13 protein-coding genes are annotated in these 16,783 nt (G+C 56.6%); 10 read left to right on the top strand and 3 right to left on the bottom strand.

All coding sequences use genetic code 11. The features are described 5' to 3' along the window. The first annotated feature begins 274 nt into the window (after positions 1–274). Genes NW812_RS10475 through NW812_RS10450 form a run of 6 tightly spaced genes read left to right on the top strand, consistent with a single transcriptional unit; the run spans position 275 to position 9,210 of the window. Positions 275–1,540 carry a metallophosphoesterase family protein gene (locus tag NW812_RS10475; RefSeq protein WP_414396649.1) on the top strand — a complete coding sequence of 422 codons (1,266 nt, stop codon included), beginning with the start codon at positions 275–277 and terminating at the stop codon, positions 1,538–1,540. Between the two features lie 3 nt (positions 1,541–1,543). Next, complete coding sequence (locus tag NW812_RS10470; protein ID WP_414396646.1) at positions 1,544–5,104, top strand: AAA family ATPase; 3,561 nt, start codon at positions 1,544–1,546, stop codon at positions 5,102–5,104. Between the two features lie 9 nt (positions 5,105–5,113). Next, positions 5,114–6,316: a DNA double-strand break repair nuclease NurA gene (locus NW812_RS10465; RefSeq protein WP_414396644.1), complete on the top strand. Its 1,203-nt coding sequence runs from the start codon at positions 5,114–5,116 to the stop codon at positions 6,314–6,316. Continuing rightward, positions 6,316–6,912, top strand: a complete 597-nt coding sequence (locus tag NW812_RS10460) for a hypothetical protein (RefSeq protein ID WP_414396642.1) — start codon at positions 6,316–6,318, stop codon at positions 6,910–6,912. Before NW812_RS10465 ends, NW812_RS10460 begins: the two co-directional genes overlap by 1 nt. Further along, a complete protein-coding gene (locus tag NW812_RS10455) occupies positions 6,909–8,621 on the top strand; it encodes a helicase HerA domain-containing protein (RefSeq protein ID WP_414396639.1) in 1,713 nt (570 codons plus the stop codon). Before NW812_RS10460 ends, NW812_RS10455 begins: the two co-directional genes overlap by 4 nt. A gap of 16 nt (positions 8,622–8,637) precedes the next feature. Further along, on the top strand, positions 8,638–9,210 hold the full coding sequence (locus NW812_RS10450; protein ID WP_414396636.1) for a hypothetical protein: 573 nt from the start codon (positions 8,638–8,640) through the stop codon (positions 9,208–9,210). A 371-nt stretch (positions 9,211–9,581) separates the two neighbouring features. Here NW812_RS10450 and NW812_RS10445 read toward each other — a convergent pair whose 3' ends face one another. Together NW812_RS10445 and hisA are read right to left on the bottom strand one after the other, a co-directional pair. Beyond that, positions 9,582–10,775: a M20 metallopeptidase family protein gene (locus NW812_RS10445; protein ID WP_414396633.1), complete on the bottom strand. Its 1,194-nt coding sequence runs from the start codon at positions 10,773–10,775 to the stop codon at positions 9,582–9,584. Between the two features lie 117 nt (positions 10,776–10,892). Beyond that, positions 10,893–11,678 (bottom strand): 1-(5-phosphoribosyl)-5-[(5-phosphoribosylamino)methylideneamino]imidazole-4-carboxamide isomerase, encoded by a 786-nt coding sequence (hisA, locus tag NW812_RS10440; RefSeq protein ID WP_414396631.1) that lies wholly within the window; start codon positions 11,676–11,678, stop codon positions 10,893–10,895. Between the two features lie 63 nt (positions 11,679–11,741). On the opposite strand from hisA, the gene NW812_RS10435 reads away from it, so the two are divergent. Then, positions 11,742–13,088 (top strand): 16S rRNA (cytosine(967)-C(5))-methyltransferase, encoded by a 1,347-nt coding sequence (locus NW812_RS10435; RefSeq protein WP_414396629.1) that lies wholly within the window; start codon positions 11,742–11,744, stop codon positions 13,086–13,088. A gap of 9 nt (positions 13,089–13,097) precedes the next feature. After that, the gene (locus tag NW812_RS10430; protein ID WP_414396626.1) at positions 13,098–13,907 is read left to right on the top strand and encodes a TrmH family RNA methyltransferase; all 810 of its coding nucleotides are present in this window, start codon (positions 13,098–13,100) and stop codon (positions 13,905–13,907) included. Here NW812_RS10430 and recA read toward each other — a convergent pair. Beyond that, positions 13,904–15,037, bottom strand: coding sequence for a recombinase RecA (recA, locus tag NW812_RS10425; RefSeq protein WP_414396624.1), 1,134 nt, complete (start codon positions 15,035–15,037; stop codon positions 13,904–13,906). The genes NW812_RS10430 and recA overlap by 4 nt on opposite strands. A gap of 166 nt (positions 15,038–15,203) precedes the next feature. Here recA and lgt point away from each other — a divergent pair, with 166 nt between their 5' ends. Together lgt and tsaE are read left to right on the top strand one after the other, a co-directional pair. Then, on the top strand, positions 15,204–16,058 hold the full coding sequence (gene lgt / locus NW812_RS10420; RefSeq protein ID WP_414396621.1) for a prolipoprotein diacylglyceryl transferase: 855 nt from the start codon (positions 15,204–15,206) through the stop codon (positions 16,056–16,058). Next, positions 16,033–16,656, top strand: a complete 624-nt coding sequence (tsaE, locus tag NW812_RS10415) for a tRNA (adenosine(37)-N6)-threonylcarbamoyltransferase complex ATPase subunit type 1 TsaE (protein WP_414396619.1) — start codon at positions 16,033–16,035, stop codon at positions 16,654–16,656. Before lgt ends, tsaE begins: the two co-directional genes overlap by 26 nt. The last annotated feature ends 127 nt before the right edge of the window (positions 16,657–16,783 follow it).

Below are 16,783 nucleotides of genomic sequence, written 5' to 3'. Positions count from 1 at the left end.
CCACCTGAGGGATTACGGCAGGCTGGGGATCTCTCCTTCGCATAGTTGTGTAACGGACTTTCAGCTCGCGGAAAGAGCTGGCCCGGATGGATCACTCAGTTTCAGCGGCTAGCCCAGCAAGGTCGTTTAGCCTCCTGTAAATCTGGTTCTAAATCGCGGTCTGGCAGCAGAAGGGCAGTGCCTACTCCAGCGGCGCGAAGTCGAAAATTGCGGGGCAGGGATCCCTCAAGATCCGTTTGCTAAACTGTGAGCAATTTGCTGACAAGCTCTGGCGATGGCCACTTCTGCCTGCACCTTTTTGCATTTGGCCGATGTGCATCTGGGCTGCGACCGCTACGACAGTCCAGAACGGAGCAAAGATTTTTTCTTGGCCTTTCGGGATGTGGTGCGCCGCCATGCCATTCAGAAGCGGGTAGACTTCGTCCTCATTGCTGGCGACCTGTTTGAGCATCGACAAATTCAGCCGGGGGTTCTCAACCAAGCCCAGCTTGTCTTGCGGGAGCTGAAGCAGGCAGGGATCCCGGTTTTGGCCATCGAGGGCAACCACGACAGTCGCCCCTATGGTGTCAAGACCAGTTGGCTGCGCTACTTGGCCGATCATGGAGAGCTCATTTTGCTGGAGCCAGAGGAAGGGGAACAGGGCCTGGAGCTGCACCCCTGGTCAGACGGGCGGGGTAGCTACTTGGATCTCCCCTGTGGAGTGCGGGTCATCGGCTCCCAGTGGTATGGGTCAGCAGCTCCCAAGTCCATTGAGCAGTTGGCGGCAGCTATTCGGCAGTTGCCTCCTGGCCCCGAGCGGGTGGTGTTGATGTTCCACCACGGACTGGAAGGGCAAATTGCCCGCTACCAGGGCGCCTTGCGCTACCGGGATCTCCTGCCTCTACGGGAGGTGGGGGTGGGCTATCTAGCCTTGGGACATATCCACAAAAGCTATGCAGAAGAAGGCTGGATCTTCAATCCAGGATCGCTGGAGGCCACCAGTACTGCTGAATGGGACCTTCCGCGAGGGGCTTATCGCGTCCGCTGGGGAGAGGGACCGCCCCAGGCAGAGCTGGTGCAGGATTACTACCAAAGACCCTGTCAGCGACTCTACCTCGAGGCTAAGGGTCGAGAAACGCCTGCCGAAATTGCTGCAGCAGCCCTTGCCATGGCCAAGGAAGTTGGGCCGCCAGGCGACGGGCCAGAGCCGCTGGTAGAGTTGCGGCTGGTAGGCCAGGTGGGCTTTGCCAAGCACGAGCTGGATAGCCGAGCTCTGCAACGGCAAATTCAGCAGCTTACCGGTGCTCTGGTTGTCCTGTTTCGTTTCGAGGCCAATTCTCTTGAGATTGGCTCGGCCGCTCTTTCCCTTGAAGAAGAGCAAAGGCTCCAAGTTGAAGAGAAAATCTATAGGGATCTGCTGAGCAGTCATGCCCACTACCGGAAGCGCAGCAAGGAGCTGGCGCAGCTGCTTTTGGATCTCAAAGAAAGAGTCTTGGAGGGACAAAGCGAGGCAGAGATATACACCCGCCTGAGCGGAGCCTTTGTAGGAGAAGAAGACTGAATCATGCGGATCCTCTCGGTAGCTCTCCAGAACTTTAAGGCCTACGAGGAAGCTGTCTTTGAATTTGAACCCGGTATCAACGCTATCTGTGGAGAAAACGGAGCCGGAAAAACCAGCATTCTGGAGGCCATTGCTTGGGTTCTGTTTGACTACTGTCCCTACAACCAAGAGGAGCTGATTCGCACAGGCGCCAACGATGCGGTGGCCACTGTACAGTTTGTCTCGAAATGGGATCAGCGCACCTACAGTGTCCGCCGCAGTGTAGCCCAGGGCTATCGCCTCTTTGACCCCCAGCTCAAGCAGCGCCTAGACTGCGAACGCAAAACCGATGTACTGGCTTGGCTAAGGCAACACTTGGGAGTGCCCGCGGGTACAGATTTAGCACGGCTGTTTGCTACAACTATCGGCGTGCCCCAGGGTACATTTACGGCAGACTTTCTCAAAACAAGCAAAGAACGAAAAGAAGTCTTCGACCGTATCTTGAAGGTAGAAGAATATCAGCAGGTTGCTAAGGACTTGCAGACGGTTGAAAAATACAGTGAGGCACAGGTTCAGGCTGTTAAGCACCGAATCGAGCTGCTTCATCAACAACTGCAAGACTGGGATCTGCTCCAATCAGAACAGCAAGAGATTGAGCGGGAGTTAAACTACTGGCGAACACATCTCAATCAATGCACCCATACCCTAAGTGAAACTAGGCAGAAGCTTGAACACCTGGAGAAGCTGCTTGAGCAAATCCAAACACTTGAGCAGCAAATCGTTCAACTGGAGCAAAAGAGATCGCTACTAAATCTATCCCTTGAGCAAGCAGAAAAGCTATGGGCAGAAGCCAAGCAAGCTCAAGCAGAGCAAGAACAATCTCGAGCAGGGGCACAGCGCTTCCTAGCCATAGAGGCTCAGCTGCGGGAGTTGGAAAAGCAACAGCAGCAGCGCTTGGAGTGGCTAAGGCAGCGAGAGAACCTACTCTTGCAAAAGCAGAATATTGAGAATCAACTGGCAAGACTTCAGGAAAAACTAAGCCAGCTACAGCGCTGGAAGCAGGAGCTAGAAGATCTTGCGCCCAAAATTCAGCTCCAGGAAGAGCTGGAGCGCCAACAAGACCGCTGGACTCAGCAGCTCAATACCTTGCTACAGCTATACCAGGAATGGGAACAACTACAAGGAAAGTGGTCAGCCCAAGCTGAATGGTGTCAACTCTTACAGAGCCGAGTTCAAGAAGCGGAACAGGCCCAGATCATTTGTCAACAGCATCAACCAGCCTATAGGCGCTATCTAGAGCTGGAAAACCTTATTGTCGAGCAAGAAAAGCTACGAGGGATCCGACAAACTCTAATGGCCCAGCGGGAAGCGCTGAGGCAGCATCTTCACCAGCTACAGTTGCGCGGATCCGAATATCAGCAACAGCTTCAGCTTTTGCAGAAAATGGAAGCCGATAGGCTTTCCTTGCAAGCTCTCTGCCAAAGGCAGACTGAATTGGAACAACGTTATAACCAAATTAGCCAAAAGCTAGCCTACTTTCAGACCTTGCGCCTTGAACTTAAACAACAAGAGATAGAGTGGGAGCAGGCCCGCACCCAACTGGAACACCTGCAGCAGCAGCTTCAACAACGACAGGCCGACCTGGAGCGACTAGCCAGCCTACCCAGCCTAGAGGCTCAACGAGAACGGCTGCAAACTCAGCTAAGCCGCATCGCAGCAGCACGGCAGTTTCAACAAGAGCTGAAAGACCTTTTTGAGGAAAGCTCTTGCCAACTTACCGAGTGCCATCGCCGCATCCAGGAGCTTATCCAAGAGCTAGCTGTCTACCAACGCAACTACCCTCAGTTTCAGGCCCTATGGCAGCAGCTCCCGGAAGTCCTGTATCAGTCTTTGGTTCTGAACCAACGTTTGCTGCAGTCAATCCACCAAATCCTTCAGGATCTTGCCCCACAAACAGATGAGACTCAACTGCGCCAGCAACTGGCTGACATCCAGAGGCAGCTCAAGGCCCTGCAGCCCCTAATTGGCTTGACTGCCCAGATCCCTGAGCTGGAGGCTCAAATTGAGCAATTGACACACTTGCAAAACGAACGGCAACGCAAAATTGAGGATCTTCAGTGGAGCCTTGAGGCTGAGCACAACTTTCTCCGGCAACACCAGGAAATTGGACAAGCTCTCCAGGCATTGGGAGATCCCAAAAGCCAGCTCCAGCGCCTAGAAAGGGAGCTCAGCCACAAGCCACAAGTAGAGCAAGAGTATCAGCGGATTGAGAATCAGGTTCATCAGCTTCAGCAGCAGATTCAAACTCTAGAACAGGACCTCAATCCTCTTTTGGATCTGGATGGAAAGATCATTGCTTTGCAGGAGGAACAGAGGCGCCACCGCGACGGCTACGAAACTTTTATCCGCATGCAGCTTCTAGCCCAAAGCTTGCCCCAGCGCCAAGATGAACTCCAAGCAGCTCAGCTAGTCTTAGACCAAATACAGAAAGCTAAGCAAGAAAAGCAAGCCCAGATCGACCGTTGGGAACAGATAGAAGGCTCCAAAGATTACCTGCAAGCCCAAGTTGCGAAAACTGCTGAAACTTTAAGGGAACTAGGGGATCCCAGAAGCCAAGCTGAGTGGCTAAAGGCAGAGCTTAAGCTGGAAGAGCAGTACCTAGGCCTGCAAGCCGGCTACCTTCAGCAAATCCAGGACTTAGAGGCAGTGCTCCAGCCTCTTGAAGAAGCCCTGTCCCAAACTGAACACCTGGAGCAGGAGCTGGGATCCCTGCAAGAAGAACGCGAAAGATACCGCTTAGATCACGAACGCTACCTACGGGCGGAGCCTATTGCCAAATTGCTAACCGAGCGGGAACAAAAACTAGCCGAGCTCAAGGCCCAACAGCAAGAGTTGCAAACTCAACTAGCTCAACTGCAGGCAAAGCTGGACCCGCTAACTTCCCTCTACCAGCCGCAGGAGCACCAACATCTTCGATCCCTTTTGCAGTCTACCGAGATCCAAAAAGCCAAGGCCCAAGCTCGACTGGAAAGCCTTTCCCCGCAGTTGCAGAAAATCCAGGAGAGACTGCAGCAACTGGAACAGGTGAAGCAAGCCTTAAAGCAAGCTGAGGTGGAAAGAGCTGAAAAAGAGCGGCTGCACCGCTTCATTAAGTTTAGTCGAGATACCTACAAAAAAGCCGGTCCTCAAATTGCCCAGTACTACCTGCAACAGATCAACATTGTTGCCGATCACCTCTTTCGCGAAATTCTCAACCGCTCTGATGTCAGCCTTACTTGGGAACCCGACTATGAGATTCGCATCCAAGAAAGAGGGGGGGCCAAACGACGTTTTGCCAGCCTTTCTGGAGGAGAGCAAATGTCGGCAGCTCTAGCTGTTCGCTTAGCTTTGCTCAAGGTACTGGGACAGTTGGACATTGCCTTTTTTGACGAGCCTACTGCCAACATGGATGCCCAGCGCCGCCAACGACTAGCGGAAGCCATTACCAACTTGCGTTCCTTTGAGCAGCTATTCGTAATCAGCCATGACAATACCTTTGAGCAAGTGACGGAAAACATCATTCGCGTGGAAAGGCACTCCGGATGATGAGGAGGAATGACAGTCATGGTTTTTAGAGCTGACCGGGTGCTGGCTGTTTTACGGCAGAAGCGCGAGGCTTTCGCTACCTTCGATCGAGGGCTTTCAGAGCGCCGAGAGTGGTACCGCCAGGCGATGGAGAAATTATGCCAGTGGTCAAGCGCAAAGATTGCTGAAAGAGTAGCTCGATTGGCTTTCCCAGGTGCCTTGCCTACTCAGGAATGGGATCTTTACTCCAGCTGGACAGTCCCTTTTAAGCAAAAGTGGAATAGCTATGAAGAAAGCTATGAATGGGCAAGACCAGTTATTAAAAACATCCCTACCTTTGCAGTAGATGGATCCCAAATCTACCCCAGCAAAGATTTGTCAATACCGGTAGCCCTAGTGCAGATTGGCTGGTACGAGAACTATCACTGTGACCAGGGCCTATACCAAAAAGATATCCAAGTCGATGTGCTAACCCCGAAAGACTTGGAAGCAGGAAGTAGCGGCGAGCCCAAAGAGAGTATCGTCAACAGGCGCCGCTTTCAGATGGAAACAGAAAAAGTTGCCGAATATATTTGGCAATCTCGACCTGGATCCCAAAAACTAGCCTTCTTGGATGGGGTATTGGTGGCCACTTTTGCTGAAACTCTTGATGCTAAGAGTCAAGACTTCTATGTGGAGTGTTTGTTACAGGTACTGCGAGCTAGTGAGCAAAACCGGATCCCTGTTGTAGCTTATATTGACACTACGTACAGCTCGGATTTGGTAACACTGCTAAGGCACTGCTTTGATCTTCCTGAAGCTCCCTACCTACACGATGCGCAGCTCCTTAGCTCCTGGTTAGAGTGGGGAGACCGAACCCCTTTCTTTGTCTGTGCCTGCAGTGGCGTTCTCAATCCTCAAGAGGGGATCCTCAACCGCTACCAGGAAATGCAAAGGCGAGTGGGGTTTGTTTACCTACGCACCACTAACGAGAACTTTCCAGCTCGACTAGAGATCCCCGTTTGGGTTTACGAGGCAGGCCTGTTGGACTGGCTGGTAGATTTGGTACGCTGTGAGGTAATTATTGGCCGAGGCTACCCGTATGTACTGGAGACGGCAGATCAGGTGGCCGTTATCCGCAATGAAGATCGCAACCTTTTCTTGCGCCTAATGCAGGAGTGGGCCAGCCGCGAGAAGCTTAACCTCCGGCTATCGCGGAAAACCCTTAGCAAGCTGCAGCGGAGACGGATCTGATGAGACTGGGCAAGGTGGTTCGCTCCAACAGTCACTGCGACTACGTGGTACAGGTGGATGATGCTCTAGAGGTCAAAAAACCTCCCTCCCCTGAAGACTATGGCTTTGGCAGCTTTGTCAAGCTGGAAAGCAACCAACGGCACTGGGCTGTGGGCTTAGTTTACAACAGTCAGATTTTAAACCCCATGTTTCCTAACGCTGGGCCCCGTCTTTCCAGCCAGCCGGATCCTTATTTCTCTCCTGATTTGCAAAATGAGGTGCGTACATTACTTTCGGTAATCCTCATAGGAGCTTTGGACGAAGAAAGGGGTTGTGGCTGGCAAGGGATCCCGCGCGTAGTGGTGCCTGTCAACACGCCTGTCTTTCGCATGAGCCAGGAGGAAATTCTACGCTTTCATCTCAACCCTCAAGGCCAAACCCAATTTTCGTACTATGGACTGCTCTTAAGCAGCGGTGGTAATTTTGCCAACCACCTTGTCTATCAAGTCTTAAACGATATCATACCTATGTTTTCTGACCCCGCCCAGCGACGAGCTCTGCAAATTTTAAGCAAGGAACTGGCTTGGAAAATAACCGTAGGAGCGATACGCCGATGAACCAAAAAACTCTGGACACTTCCAATGGCCGCCCTAGAGAAAGCCCCTCTTTCCCGGCGGAGGATACTCCGGAGGTGATCGGCACCGTCAAAGGCCCTGGCGAGACCTCCAACCAATATGTGTTTATTACCTCCAATACCCAAGCGGTAAAGGTGGGCGATTTTGTCTATTACGAGGTGCGAGATTCTCAGTCCCAACCTCTAAAGATCTTGGGTAAAATTAGACAAGTTCAGCTTTTGGATCACATCCCCGACCGCATCTTTGCCGACACGGAGATCGATCCCAGCACCATTGTGGCCCTAGTTGGCTTTACCCATCCCAACCCGGAGATCTACGCTGTAACCGTCGAAGTCATCGGCTATTTCGATCGGGCTATGGGCTTTATTAACCCCCGCCGCTCCCCGGAGCCGGGCGCTAAGGTCTTTTTGGCTTCCAATCAGCTTTTGAAATCCGTCTTGAACAAGCGGGAGGAAACAGCAGTTGGGGGGGCCCATTTGGGCAGCCTGCTGCTGCGCGAGGAAGGAGCAGTTCCTGTGGTTCTGGATGTCAAGGAAATGGTCAGCACTCATCTAGCCATTTTAGCAGGAACCGGCTCCGGCAAATCCTACACAGCAGCGGTTTTGGTAGAAGAGCTGATGTTGCCCAAAAATCGCGCTGCTGTCCTGATTTTTGACCCGCATGGAGAATACCACACTCTAGCGGAAATGCAGTCTCATCCCAAGTTTGTAGGGGAAGATGGCTACAGACCTAGGGTCAAGGTTCTTTCTCCTCAGGAAATTAAGATTCGGGTGTCTTCTCTCAAATTTTTTGACATCCTTGCTCTGCTTCCAGAGACCACCGAGCGACAGAAATCTTTTCTGGAGAAAGCCTTCCGCAAGGTTACTCAGTTTGATCCACTGCACTGGACAATTCAGGATCTGATCGAGGCCGTCAACGAAGCAGACTCCAGAGAAGACGGCTCCCAAGGATCCTCGGCCCCTGCTTTGGAGTGGAAGCTGGAACAAATTGCTCGCTCCCCTTACTTTAGTAACGTAGAGCACCTGGCTCCTAGGGATTTATTTGAGCCGGGTCAAGTAACCATTCTCCAGATGCACGAGATTAGCCAAGAAGAACAGCAAGTTATCGCCGCTGCTATTTTGCGCCAGGCTAACCATGCCCGCATCAACACCGAAAAGGGCAAAATTCAGCCAGGAGATGAGAACTACCTGCCTTATCCTGTTTTCATTTTGCTAGAGGAAGCGCATCGCTTTGCTCCTGCGCACGAGCCTTCTCGTTGTAAACAAGTGTTGCGCACTATTCTTAGCGAAGGACGCAAGTTTGGGCTGGGGGTAGGGCTGATCACGCAACGACCCGGTAAGCTAGATTCAGATATCCTGTCGCAGTGCATGAGCCAGTTTTTGATGCGAATTGTCAACCCTGCCGATCAGGAAAACTTGCGCCATAGCGTCGAGGCTGCTGGCCGGGATCTCCTCCAAGAACTACCCGCTTTAAGTAGAGGGCAGGTGATCGTCTCTGGCGTATGCGTCAATACCCCTGTCTTGTGCAAGGTGCGGCAGCGCTACACTCGGCATGGAGGCGACACCCTCGATGTCCTTAGCCACTGGCAGGGTTACTTCCGAAAGCACCGCCAACAGGAGCGCCTCGCTCACTCTGCCCCCCTCAAGCCGCGTCCTCAACCCCAAGTGGTGGATGGATTGAGCATCGACTAGTTTTGGGGCAAGCAGGATGAGGAAACAAATTTTTTTGCAAGGGTGGCTGGGCATCACCGCTGCCTTTTTGCTAGAAGCGGGGCCTGCCTATGCCCAGTTGCGGCTAATCCCTGACGCGGCGCGGCGGGTGTATGAGGCCCTGCCGGATCTGCCGCTGGAAAACACCTACACTCCCATTAACCCCAATGACAGCGGCCCCCGGCCTGAAGAAGATACCTTGGTGCGCCGGATGATGCTCTATCACCTGCAGGTGGCTGGGCGTTCCCCCACTGATCGCTTTGATTGGCAACTGACACTGGCTGACTATTGCGATGCCAACGAGCCAATGGTTGCCCAACAGTACCCTGGGGCTAACCGTCTTACAGTCAACCCCTACACTCGGGACAAAGCCGTTGTGCAATCTTTGAGCCGCCAGCAACGTCAAGCCCTGCTGCGGGCCCTTGTGCTGGCCTTTGGCGGGGATCCCGATCCCAAGCCTCTGTACATTCCTCCCGACTTGAAGGCTGCCCCTGCCCTTCCCACTCCAGAGCCCATGAAACCCTTGCTACTGCCGGGGAGGGGAGGGGCCGACTTGCTGAGGCCGCTCTGAAAGACTTATACAACCCCGGGCAAAAGCAGACTTTCGCTCGGGGTTGAGGCTTTCTTCCTGCTTCAGCGACCCATAGCTAGTAGCAGGCTCAACACCTACCACCCCGCCAGAGGGATCTCCACAGGCGTGACTTCCCCGCAAGCTGCAGGTAGTTGCTCCTTGCCCCCATAAGGCCCACCGGCTAAAGACGGAGCCAACTTTAGCCTAGGCAAAATGCCTACCAGAAAAGATGTACTTGCAAGACTACTAGCTCAGCCCATCTACGTCAAGGCAGAAGGTTGGTTATGCCACAAAGTGGCCAATTGTCCGGTGAATCAAGGACTAGAGGAGAACCCTAGCGGACTCCATGTTACAAGCTGTCTCGCTGCTACTTACTCCAGAATGCGCTTTCCAGTGTAGTTTTCAATGCAGCGCAGAAACAGCTCCACGCCGAGGCTGAGGGCAGCCTCATCAAAATCAAAGCGGGGGTGGTGGTGAGGATAGTCCAGCCCCTTGGCAGGGTTGGCAGATCCCAGGAAGAAGTAGCAGCCAGGAACCTCGTTGAAGAAAAACGAGACGTCCTCACCCCCCATGGTCATCTCGGGGAGGATGGCGGCCTCTGGGCCAAATACTTGACGGGCAGCTTGTTCTACGAGAGCTGTTAGCCTGGGATCGTTTTCAACTGCTGGATAGCCCCGCTCGTACTGAAACTTGTAGGTGGCTCCGTGAGCCTGGCAAATGCCGGCCACGATTTCTTCTATGCGCTTTGCAATTAGCTCCCGCACCTCTAGTTGAAAGCTGCGCACAGTGCCCCAAATCTCAGCCCTAGGGGCAATGACATTGAAAGTGTCGCCAGCGCGGAACCGGCCTACTGTTACCACGGCTGGCTGCAGCGGATCCACATTGCGGGAGACGATGGTTTGCAAAGCGCTCACGATGTGGGCTCCCACCACAATCGCATCCACCGTCTGCTGAGGAAGGGCAGCATGGCCACCTCGCCCAATGACCTCGATGTGAAAGCGATCGGCAAAGGCCATCAAGGGGCCGCTTTTGACGCCAATGGTGCCCAGCGGACGGTTATTCCACAGATGGAGAGCTAGGAGGGCTTCTACATCCGGGTTCTTCAGCACCCCCGCTTCTACCATTGGCTTGGCGCCACCGGGGCCCTCCTCGGCGGGCTGAAAGATGACCTTGACAGTACCTCTGAGGCGGTGGCGGTGCTGCTGTAGCAGCTTAGCCGTGCCTAGGGCGATAGCCATATGGCCGTCATGGCCACAGGCGTGCATGACGTTGGGGACGGTGGAACGGTACTCCACCTCATTGGCTTCGTGGATGGGCAGGGCGTCCATGTCGGCCCGCAGCGCCAAGACCGGCCCTGGCTCTTCTCCTGGAATGGTGGCTACAATGCCAGTGCCGGCAATGCCGGTTTGGTGCGGGATCCCCCAACTTCTTAGGCGCCAGCTGAGGTAGGCGGCAGTTTGCTTTTCCTGAAAGCCCAGCTCTGGGTATTTGTGCAGGTGGCGCCGCCAGGCCACCAGTTCCGGCTGGAGGGCTTGAACGGCAGGGCGCAGGGCGGGAAAGGACATAACCCGGGGGAAGTAGGATGGACAGCGTCAGGGCAAGGTTCTCTCGGAGCTGCAGGCAGCTGCCTATCGGTTTACCCAGTATGGCAAAGCTAGGCCAGGAGGAGCTTTGCTCGATACCTAAGCCCATAGGAAGTTGGTTTCCGGAGGCAGATCCTGCCAGCGGCCCGGCCCCACCGCGCGCAACGCCTCTGGCAGGGAGATGGCCCCCGAGTAAAGGGCTTTGCCCAAAATAGCTCCCGCCAAGCCGGGCAAGCCGAGTAGGGCAAGCAAGTCGGTGAGCGAGCCGATCCCCCCAGAAGCGATGACAGGCAGGCGGGAAACAGCCAGGATCTGGCGCAACTGCTCCAGGTTGGGCCCAGCTAGGGTGCCATCCCGGCTGATGTCGGTGTAGATGATCCCAGCAGCCCCCTGAGCTTCCACTCGCTGCACCAGTTCAGTGGCCTGTAGAGGCGTAGTACTCAGCCAGCCGCGGGTGGCCACTTGCCCTTGGCGGGCGTCGATCCCCACCCAAATCCGACCAGGTAGGGCCTGGGTCATCGCCTCTAGGGTCTTGGGATCCTCTACAGCCACAGTGCCGACAATTACCCGATCCACTCCCAGATCCAGCAACTGCCGCGCCCGCTCCAGGGATCGGATCCCACCCCCCACCTGGACCGGGATAGCTACCCGGCGGACAATGCGCTCGATCGTGGGGAGGTTGATCTGGTCCCCACTTTTGGCCCCGTCCAGATCTACCACGTGCAGGCGAGGAGCACCCTGGGCCGCCCACACCTCGGCCTGGTGGATGGGGTCAGCAGCCACTTGCTCGGCTTGGGCGTAATCCCCCTGGTAGAGGCGCACAGCGCGGCCCTGGAGGAGGTCAATGGCGGGGATGACCTCTAGAAAGGCGCTGCTGTAAGGCATGATGAGATCCCTTAGGGAGCTTCTCCAGTATCGCCCAGGAACAAAAAGCCTGGCGGGGCGAGCATGAACGCGCGTCAACTGGCCCTGTTGGCCTTGCAGAAGATTGAGCGACACAACGCCTACGCTGACGTCGTGCTAGAGCAGCTGTTGGCCCGCAGCCACCTGAGCCCTGCCGACTGCCACCTGGTCAGCGAGCTGGTGTACGGTGTTACCCGCCGTCGCCGCACCCTCGATGCCCTGATTGACTGCTTCGCCCGCCACCCTGCTTCCAAGCAGCCCCCCGACTTGCGGCTCATTCTCCACCTTGGCCTTTACCAACTGGCCTTTTTGGATCACATCCCGCCCAGGGCCGCCATCCACACCAGTGTGGAACTGACCCGCCAAGTGGGTCTGGGATCGCTAGCAGGGGTGGTGAACGCCATCTTGCGCGCCTACCAGCGCCAGGTGCTAGCGCAGCCGGAAAGGGATCCCCTCCAGCCCCTGCAGGAAAGGCTGCCTGCTGATCCCATTCAAGCCTTGGGGATCCGGCACAGCTTTCCCGACTGGCTGGTGCGTCTGTGGTGGGAGCGCCTAGGGCCGGCTGAAACCGAAGCCTTGTGCGCTTGGTTTAACCAGCCGCCCCATCTGGATCTGCGGGTTAACCCCCTGCGGGCAGGGATCGACAAGGTTAGCCAAGCCTTTGCAGCCGTGGGGATCCCGGCTACCCCTCTCCCCGACGTGCCAGGCGCTCTGCGGCTAGGACATCCTGCCGGCGATATTCGAACCCTACCTGGCTTTGCCGAGGGCTGGTGGAGCGTTCAGGACGCCAGTGCTCAGCAGGTAGTGCACTGCCTGGATCCTCAGCCGGGGGAACGGGTCATTGACTGCTGTGCCGCTCCGGGGGGCAAGACCACGCACATAGCCGAGCGGATGCAGGATCGCGGCGAGATTTGGGCTTTGGATCGCCACCCCCACCGCCTGCGCCGCTTGGAGGAAAATGTGCAGCGCTTGGGCTTGAGCTCGATCCGTCCCCTGGCCATCGACCTGCTGGCCCTGAGCGCCGCTGCCCAACCCCCTGCCCCCTTGCCCCCGTGGCAAAGCGCCGATCGCGTGCTGCTGGATGCCCCTTGCTCTGGTCTAGGCACCCTGCACCGCCGTGCTGACGCTCGCTGGCGACAAACCCCCGAGCGGATTGCCGAGTTGGCCCACCTGCAAGCTCAGCTTCTGCAAGTGGCAGGCCGTTGGCTGAAGCCGGGCGGGCTGTTGGTGTATGCCACCTGCACGCTGCACCCTGCTGAAAACGAGGGAGTCATCCAGTCTTTCCTCAAGACCCATCCCTATTGGGCGCCAGAAGGGGATCCCTTGCTCATCTGGCCTCACCGGCAAGATCGGGATGGGTTTTTTATCCAACGGCTGCGCCGCTGCGATTAGATCCTCTCTATGGCTTCTGAGCTGCTCACCAGCCCCAAAAACCCCTGGATTCGCAAGTTGCGGCAGTTGCACCGCAGCAAGGGCCGGCAGGAACAGGGCGCCTTCTTGGTAGAGGGATCCCACCTCATCGAGGAAGCCCTGCGAGTTGGCTGGCCCCTCCAAGCTCTCTGCTACACGCCCGAGTGGGCTGAGCGTCACCCTCAGTTGCTGGCCAGCCTACCCAAGGATCTGCGGCGGCAGGCCGTCAGCTTGGAGGTGATGGCGGCGCTCTCGACAACCGAGTCTCCGGAGGGAGTTGTGGCAGTGGCTGTCAGCCAGCCGATCCCCTCTCCTCCCTTGTCGGGGGTACGCCTGGGCCTTGTGGTAGAAACCCTGCAAGATCCAGGCAATTTGGGAGCTCTGATTCGCGCCGTAGCTGCCGCAGGAGCCGATGGCCTCTGGCTAAGCGCAGACAGCGTTGATCCCGAAAACCCCAAAGTCCTGCGGGCTTCTGCCGGCCAGTGGTTTCGCTGCCCGCCGCGGGTTTTGCCCGACTTGGCTAGCTGGATCCAGGCCTGTCGTCGCCATGGCATCCAAGTCTTGGCTGCTACCCTCTCCCCCAGCGCCACCTGTTACTGGGATCAAGACCTCACCTGCCCCACCCTCTTTCTCCTGGGCAACGAAGGGTCGGGCTTAAGGGAAGCAACCATCCAGCAGGCCAATGCCCAAGTGCGGATCCCTATGGCCGAGGGCGTCGACTCCCTCAACGTGGCCATGGCGGGAGGACTGCTGCTCTACGAGGCTCTGCGCCAGCGGCGCTCCCAGGGAGGAACTGCTTAGCTGCTCTCCCAGAGCTCCTCCTCTGCAAAGGCTGCTTCCTCTTCCTGCTCTCCTTCTCTTACTCCCGCTGGATAGCTAGTAGAAACCGGCACTCCTGCCGAAAGTTTTTCGCGCACAGCCGCTTCTACCTCCGCCAGTAGCTGCGCGTTGTTCTTTAGGAAAAGAACCAAATTGTCTCGCCCTTGGGCAATGTTTTCTTCCTTGTAGCTATACCAAGAGCCGCGCCGCTTAAGAATGCCCATCTCCTCGGCTAGGTCAATAATGCAGCCGACGTTGGAGATCCCTTGGCCAAAAATGATGTCAAATTCCGCCCGCCGAAACGGGGGAGCGACCTTGTTCTTCACCACCTTAACCCGCGCTCGGATCCCGTATTCTTCTGCACCTTTTTTCAGAGTTTGCACGCGGCGAATATCTAGCCGTACTGAGGCATAGAACTTGAGGGCATTGCCGCCCGTGGTGGTTTCCTGGGGGCCGTAGCCGACGCCACCAATTTTGGAGCGCAACTGATTGAGGAAGAGAACGATCGAGCCTGTCTTGCTAACGCTGCCCGCAATCTTGCGCAGGGCTTGGCTCATCAGGCGGGCCTGCAGCCCTAGCTGGGCATCTCCCATCTCTCCCTCCAGCTCGGCCCGAGGGACCAGCGCCGCCACTGAATCCACCACGACAATATCCACAGCCGCAGAGCGCACCAGCTGATCGACAATTTCTAGGGCAACCTCTCCCGTGTCCGGCTGGGAAATCAGCAGATTCTGGATATCCACCCCTAAGGCTGCCGCGTAGGCTGGATCCAAGGCATGCTCCGCATCGACAAAAGCAGCCGTTCCCCCTTGTTTTTGCACCTCGGCAATGGCGTGCAGGGCCAGCGAGGTTTTCCCCGACGACTCCGGCCCAAAGATTTCAATGATGCGCCCCTTGGGGTAGCCGCCGCCCAAAGCCAAATCAAGAGTAAGAGCACCACTGGGGATGGTCTCCACCCGTATCTGGGCAGCATCCCCCAGGCGCATGATTGCCCCCTTACCAAAATTCCGCTCGATCTGGCCCAGGACCTGCTCCAGCGCCTTGCGTTTCTCTGCCTTTAGCCTCTCCAAGTCGTCCCCATTGTTTACGGCAGCAGCTTTGCCTTGGGCCATAACCCGCACCCTCCCCCACTCGTGGCGGTGAGAAGTTGAGCCTGCATTCTAGCATTGCCGTTCCCTTGGCCTAGGCGGATCCCTGTTCTCTCCCTCAGCTTGCGGCTGGAGCGGGGGGGTGGGAGATGGGTAGAGTGGGCTAAAGGATCCACTCAGGAAGGCTCCTGTGTTCACGACTTTGGTCTTACAATCCCCCGGCCCACTGGTGTTCAGTTGGGGGCCCTTTAGTCTGCGCTGGTATGGCCTGCTGATTGGCTTATCCACTGTTCTGGGCCTTTTTCTAGCTCGCCACCTGGCAGAGCGGCGTGGCCTTTCCCCGGATGTCATGCCCAACCTGCTGCCGTGGCTGGTGGTGGGATCCCTGCCTCTTGCCCGCCTGTACTATGTGGCCTTTGAGTGGGAGCGCTACCGCCATGGCCCTTGGTGGAAGGCTTTGGCCCTCTGGCAGGGAGGCATGGCCATCCACGGCGCTTTGCTCGGCGGCAGTATAGCCCTCTACCTGTTTGCCCGCCAACAGCGGCTAAACTTTTGGCTGCTGGCCGACTGCATCGTTCCTTCTCTCAGCCTTGGCCAGGGGATTGGACGCTGGGGCAACTTCTTCAACAACGAGGCCTATGGAGAGGTGTTGCCTCCAGATAGTCGTCTGTGGGTGCAACTGCAGCTTCCTGACGGCTCCCGAGTCCACCCCACCTTTTTGTACGAATCCCTCTGGAACTTCAGCCTCTTCGGGATCCTGCTCTTTTTGAGCTACCGGGGCCGGCTTCCTCCCGGTACTCTCTTGGGCTTTTACCTGGTGGGGTACAGCCTTGGTCGTTTTTGGATCGAGGGCCTGCGCACCGACAGTCTTATGCTGGGATCCCTGCGGGTAGCTCAGGCAGTCAGCCTAGTCCTCATCGCGGTCGGCTTGGCTTTGATAGGGACAGCTCAAAAACGCGCTTCTAGGCAAGAGGAGGGGAGAGCGATCCCCACTCAGCCCCTCGAAAAGGAGATCTCAAATGGCGGATCTGGCGATCACCGATGAAGGGCTTTGGCAACAAGCCTCTCCTTTGGTACTGCCGTCTGCTGCTGCCACCCAATCCCTAGCAGCTCTCCTGGGGCAGACCGCCGCCTGCCTTCTCACTGCTCCAGGGCAGCAGTTTGCCCTCCCCCAAGCGGTTGGGATCGACTCTACCCCCGGCTTGGTCATTCTTCTCGCAGGCGGCCTAGGCAGTGGCAAAACCACCTTCGTGCAGGGGCTAGGGCAGGGACTGGGGATCCCTGAGCCCATCGACAGCCCCAGCTTCGTGCTGGTGCAGGAATACCGCACGGGACGGATCCCTCTCTTCCACTGCGACCTCTATCGCCTAGGGCCTACCTCTGGTGCCCATGCCAGCGAGGCAGAGCCTTCGGCTCTAGAAGATCTGGGGCTGGAAGAGCTTTGGGGCCAAGTTGGGATCACTGCCATTGAGTGGCCTCAGTACCTCCCTTACCTGCCTCCAACCTATCTCTGGCTGCAGCTAGAGCCCCATCTGCAGGCAGAGGGATCCCGCCTGCTACACGCCAAGGGCAGGGGACTCAGGACTGCCCAGCTTTGGCAGCAAGTACTTTCCCAGCTTCCTCAGCGAGGCACCAAAGGGTAAAGGCAGTTACCAGCAAAAACCCCTTATGGGTCTTGACGGTGGGGGTGAGTGTGGGATAGGGTAGTGAAGCGCTGACAAGGCCACCAGGCCCAGCGCCCCAGAACCTTGACAAGCGCATACCAGTCAA

The organism is Synechococcus sp. O70.2, from assembly GCF_047462135.1.
GTDB lineage: Bacteria > Cyanobacteriota > Cyanobacteriia > Thermostichales > Thermostichaceae > Thermostichus.
The sequence above is the reverse complement of the archived record's forward strand: the minus strand, read 5'-3'. Positions and strand labels throughout refer to the sequence as shown.

Excerpts from the sequence above, each read along its gene's own strand:
- NW812_RS10475 (WP_414396649.1), top strand. The coding sequence starts at position 275 with ATGGCCACTTCTGCCTGCACCTTTTTGCATTTGGCCGATGTGCATCTG.
- NW812_RS10470 (WP_414396646.1), top strand. The coding sequence starts at position 1,544 with ATGCGGATCCTCTCGGTAGCTCTCCAGAACTTTAAGGCCTACGAGGAA.
- NW812_RS10465 (WP_414396644.1), top strand. The coding sequence starts at position 5,114 with ATGACAGTCATGGTTTTTAGAGCTGACCGGGTGCTGGCTGTTTTACGG.
- NW812_RS10460 (WP_414396642.1), top strand. The coding sequence starts at position 6,316 with ATGAGACTGGGCAAGGTGGTTCGCTCCAACAGTCACTGCGACTACGTG.
- NW812_RS10455 (WP_414396639.1), top strand. The coding sequence starts at position 6,909 with ATGAACCAAAAAACTCTGGACACTTCCAATGGCCGCCCTAGAGAAAGC.
- NW812_RS10450 (WP_414396636.1), top strand. The coding sequence starts at position 8,638 with ATGAGGAAACAAATTTTTTTGCAAGGGTGGCTGGGCATCACCGCTGCC.
- NW812_RS10445 (WP_414396633.1), bottom strand. The coding sequence starts at position 10,775 with ATGTCCTTTCCCGCCCTGCGCCCTGCCGTTCAAGCCCTCCAGCCGGAA.
- hisA (WP_414396631.1), bottom strand. The coding sequence starts at position 11,678 with ATGCCTTACAGCAGCGCCTTTCTAGAGGTCATCCCCGCCATTGACCTC.
- NW812_RS10435 (WP_414396629.1), top strand. The coding sequence starts at position 11,742 with ATGAACGCGCGTCAACTGGCCCTGTTGGCCTTGCAGAAGATTGAGCGA.
- NW812_RS10430 (WP_414396626.1), top strand. The coding sequence starts at position 13,098 with ATGGCTTCTGAGCTGCTCACCAGCCCCAAAAACCCCTGGATTCGCAAG.
- recA (WP_414396624.1), bottom strand. The coding sequence starts at position 15,037 with ATGGCCCAAGGCAAAGCTGCTGCCGTAAACAATGGGGACGACTTGGAG.
- tsaE (WP_414396619.1), top strand. The coding sequence starts at position 16,033 with ATGGCGGATCTGGCGATCACCGATGAAGGGCTTTGGCAACAAGCCTCT.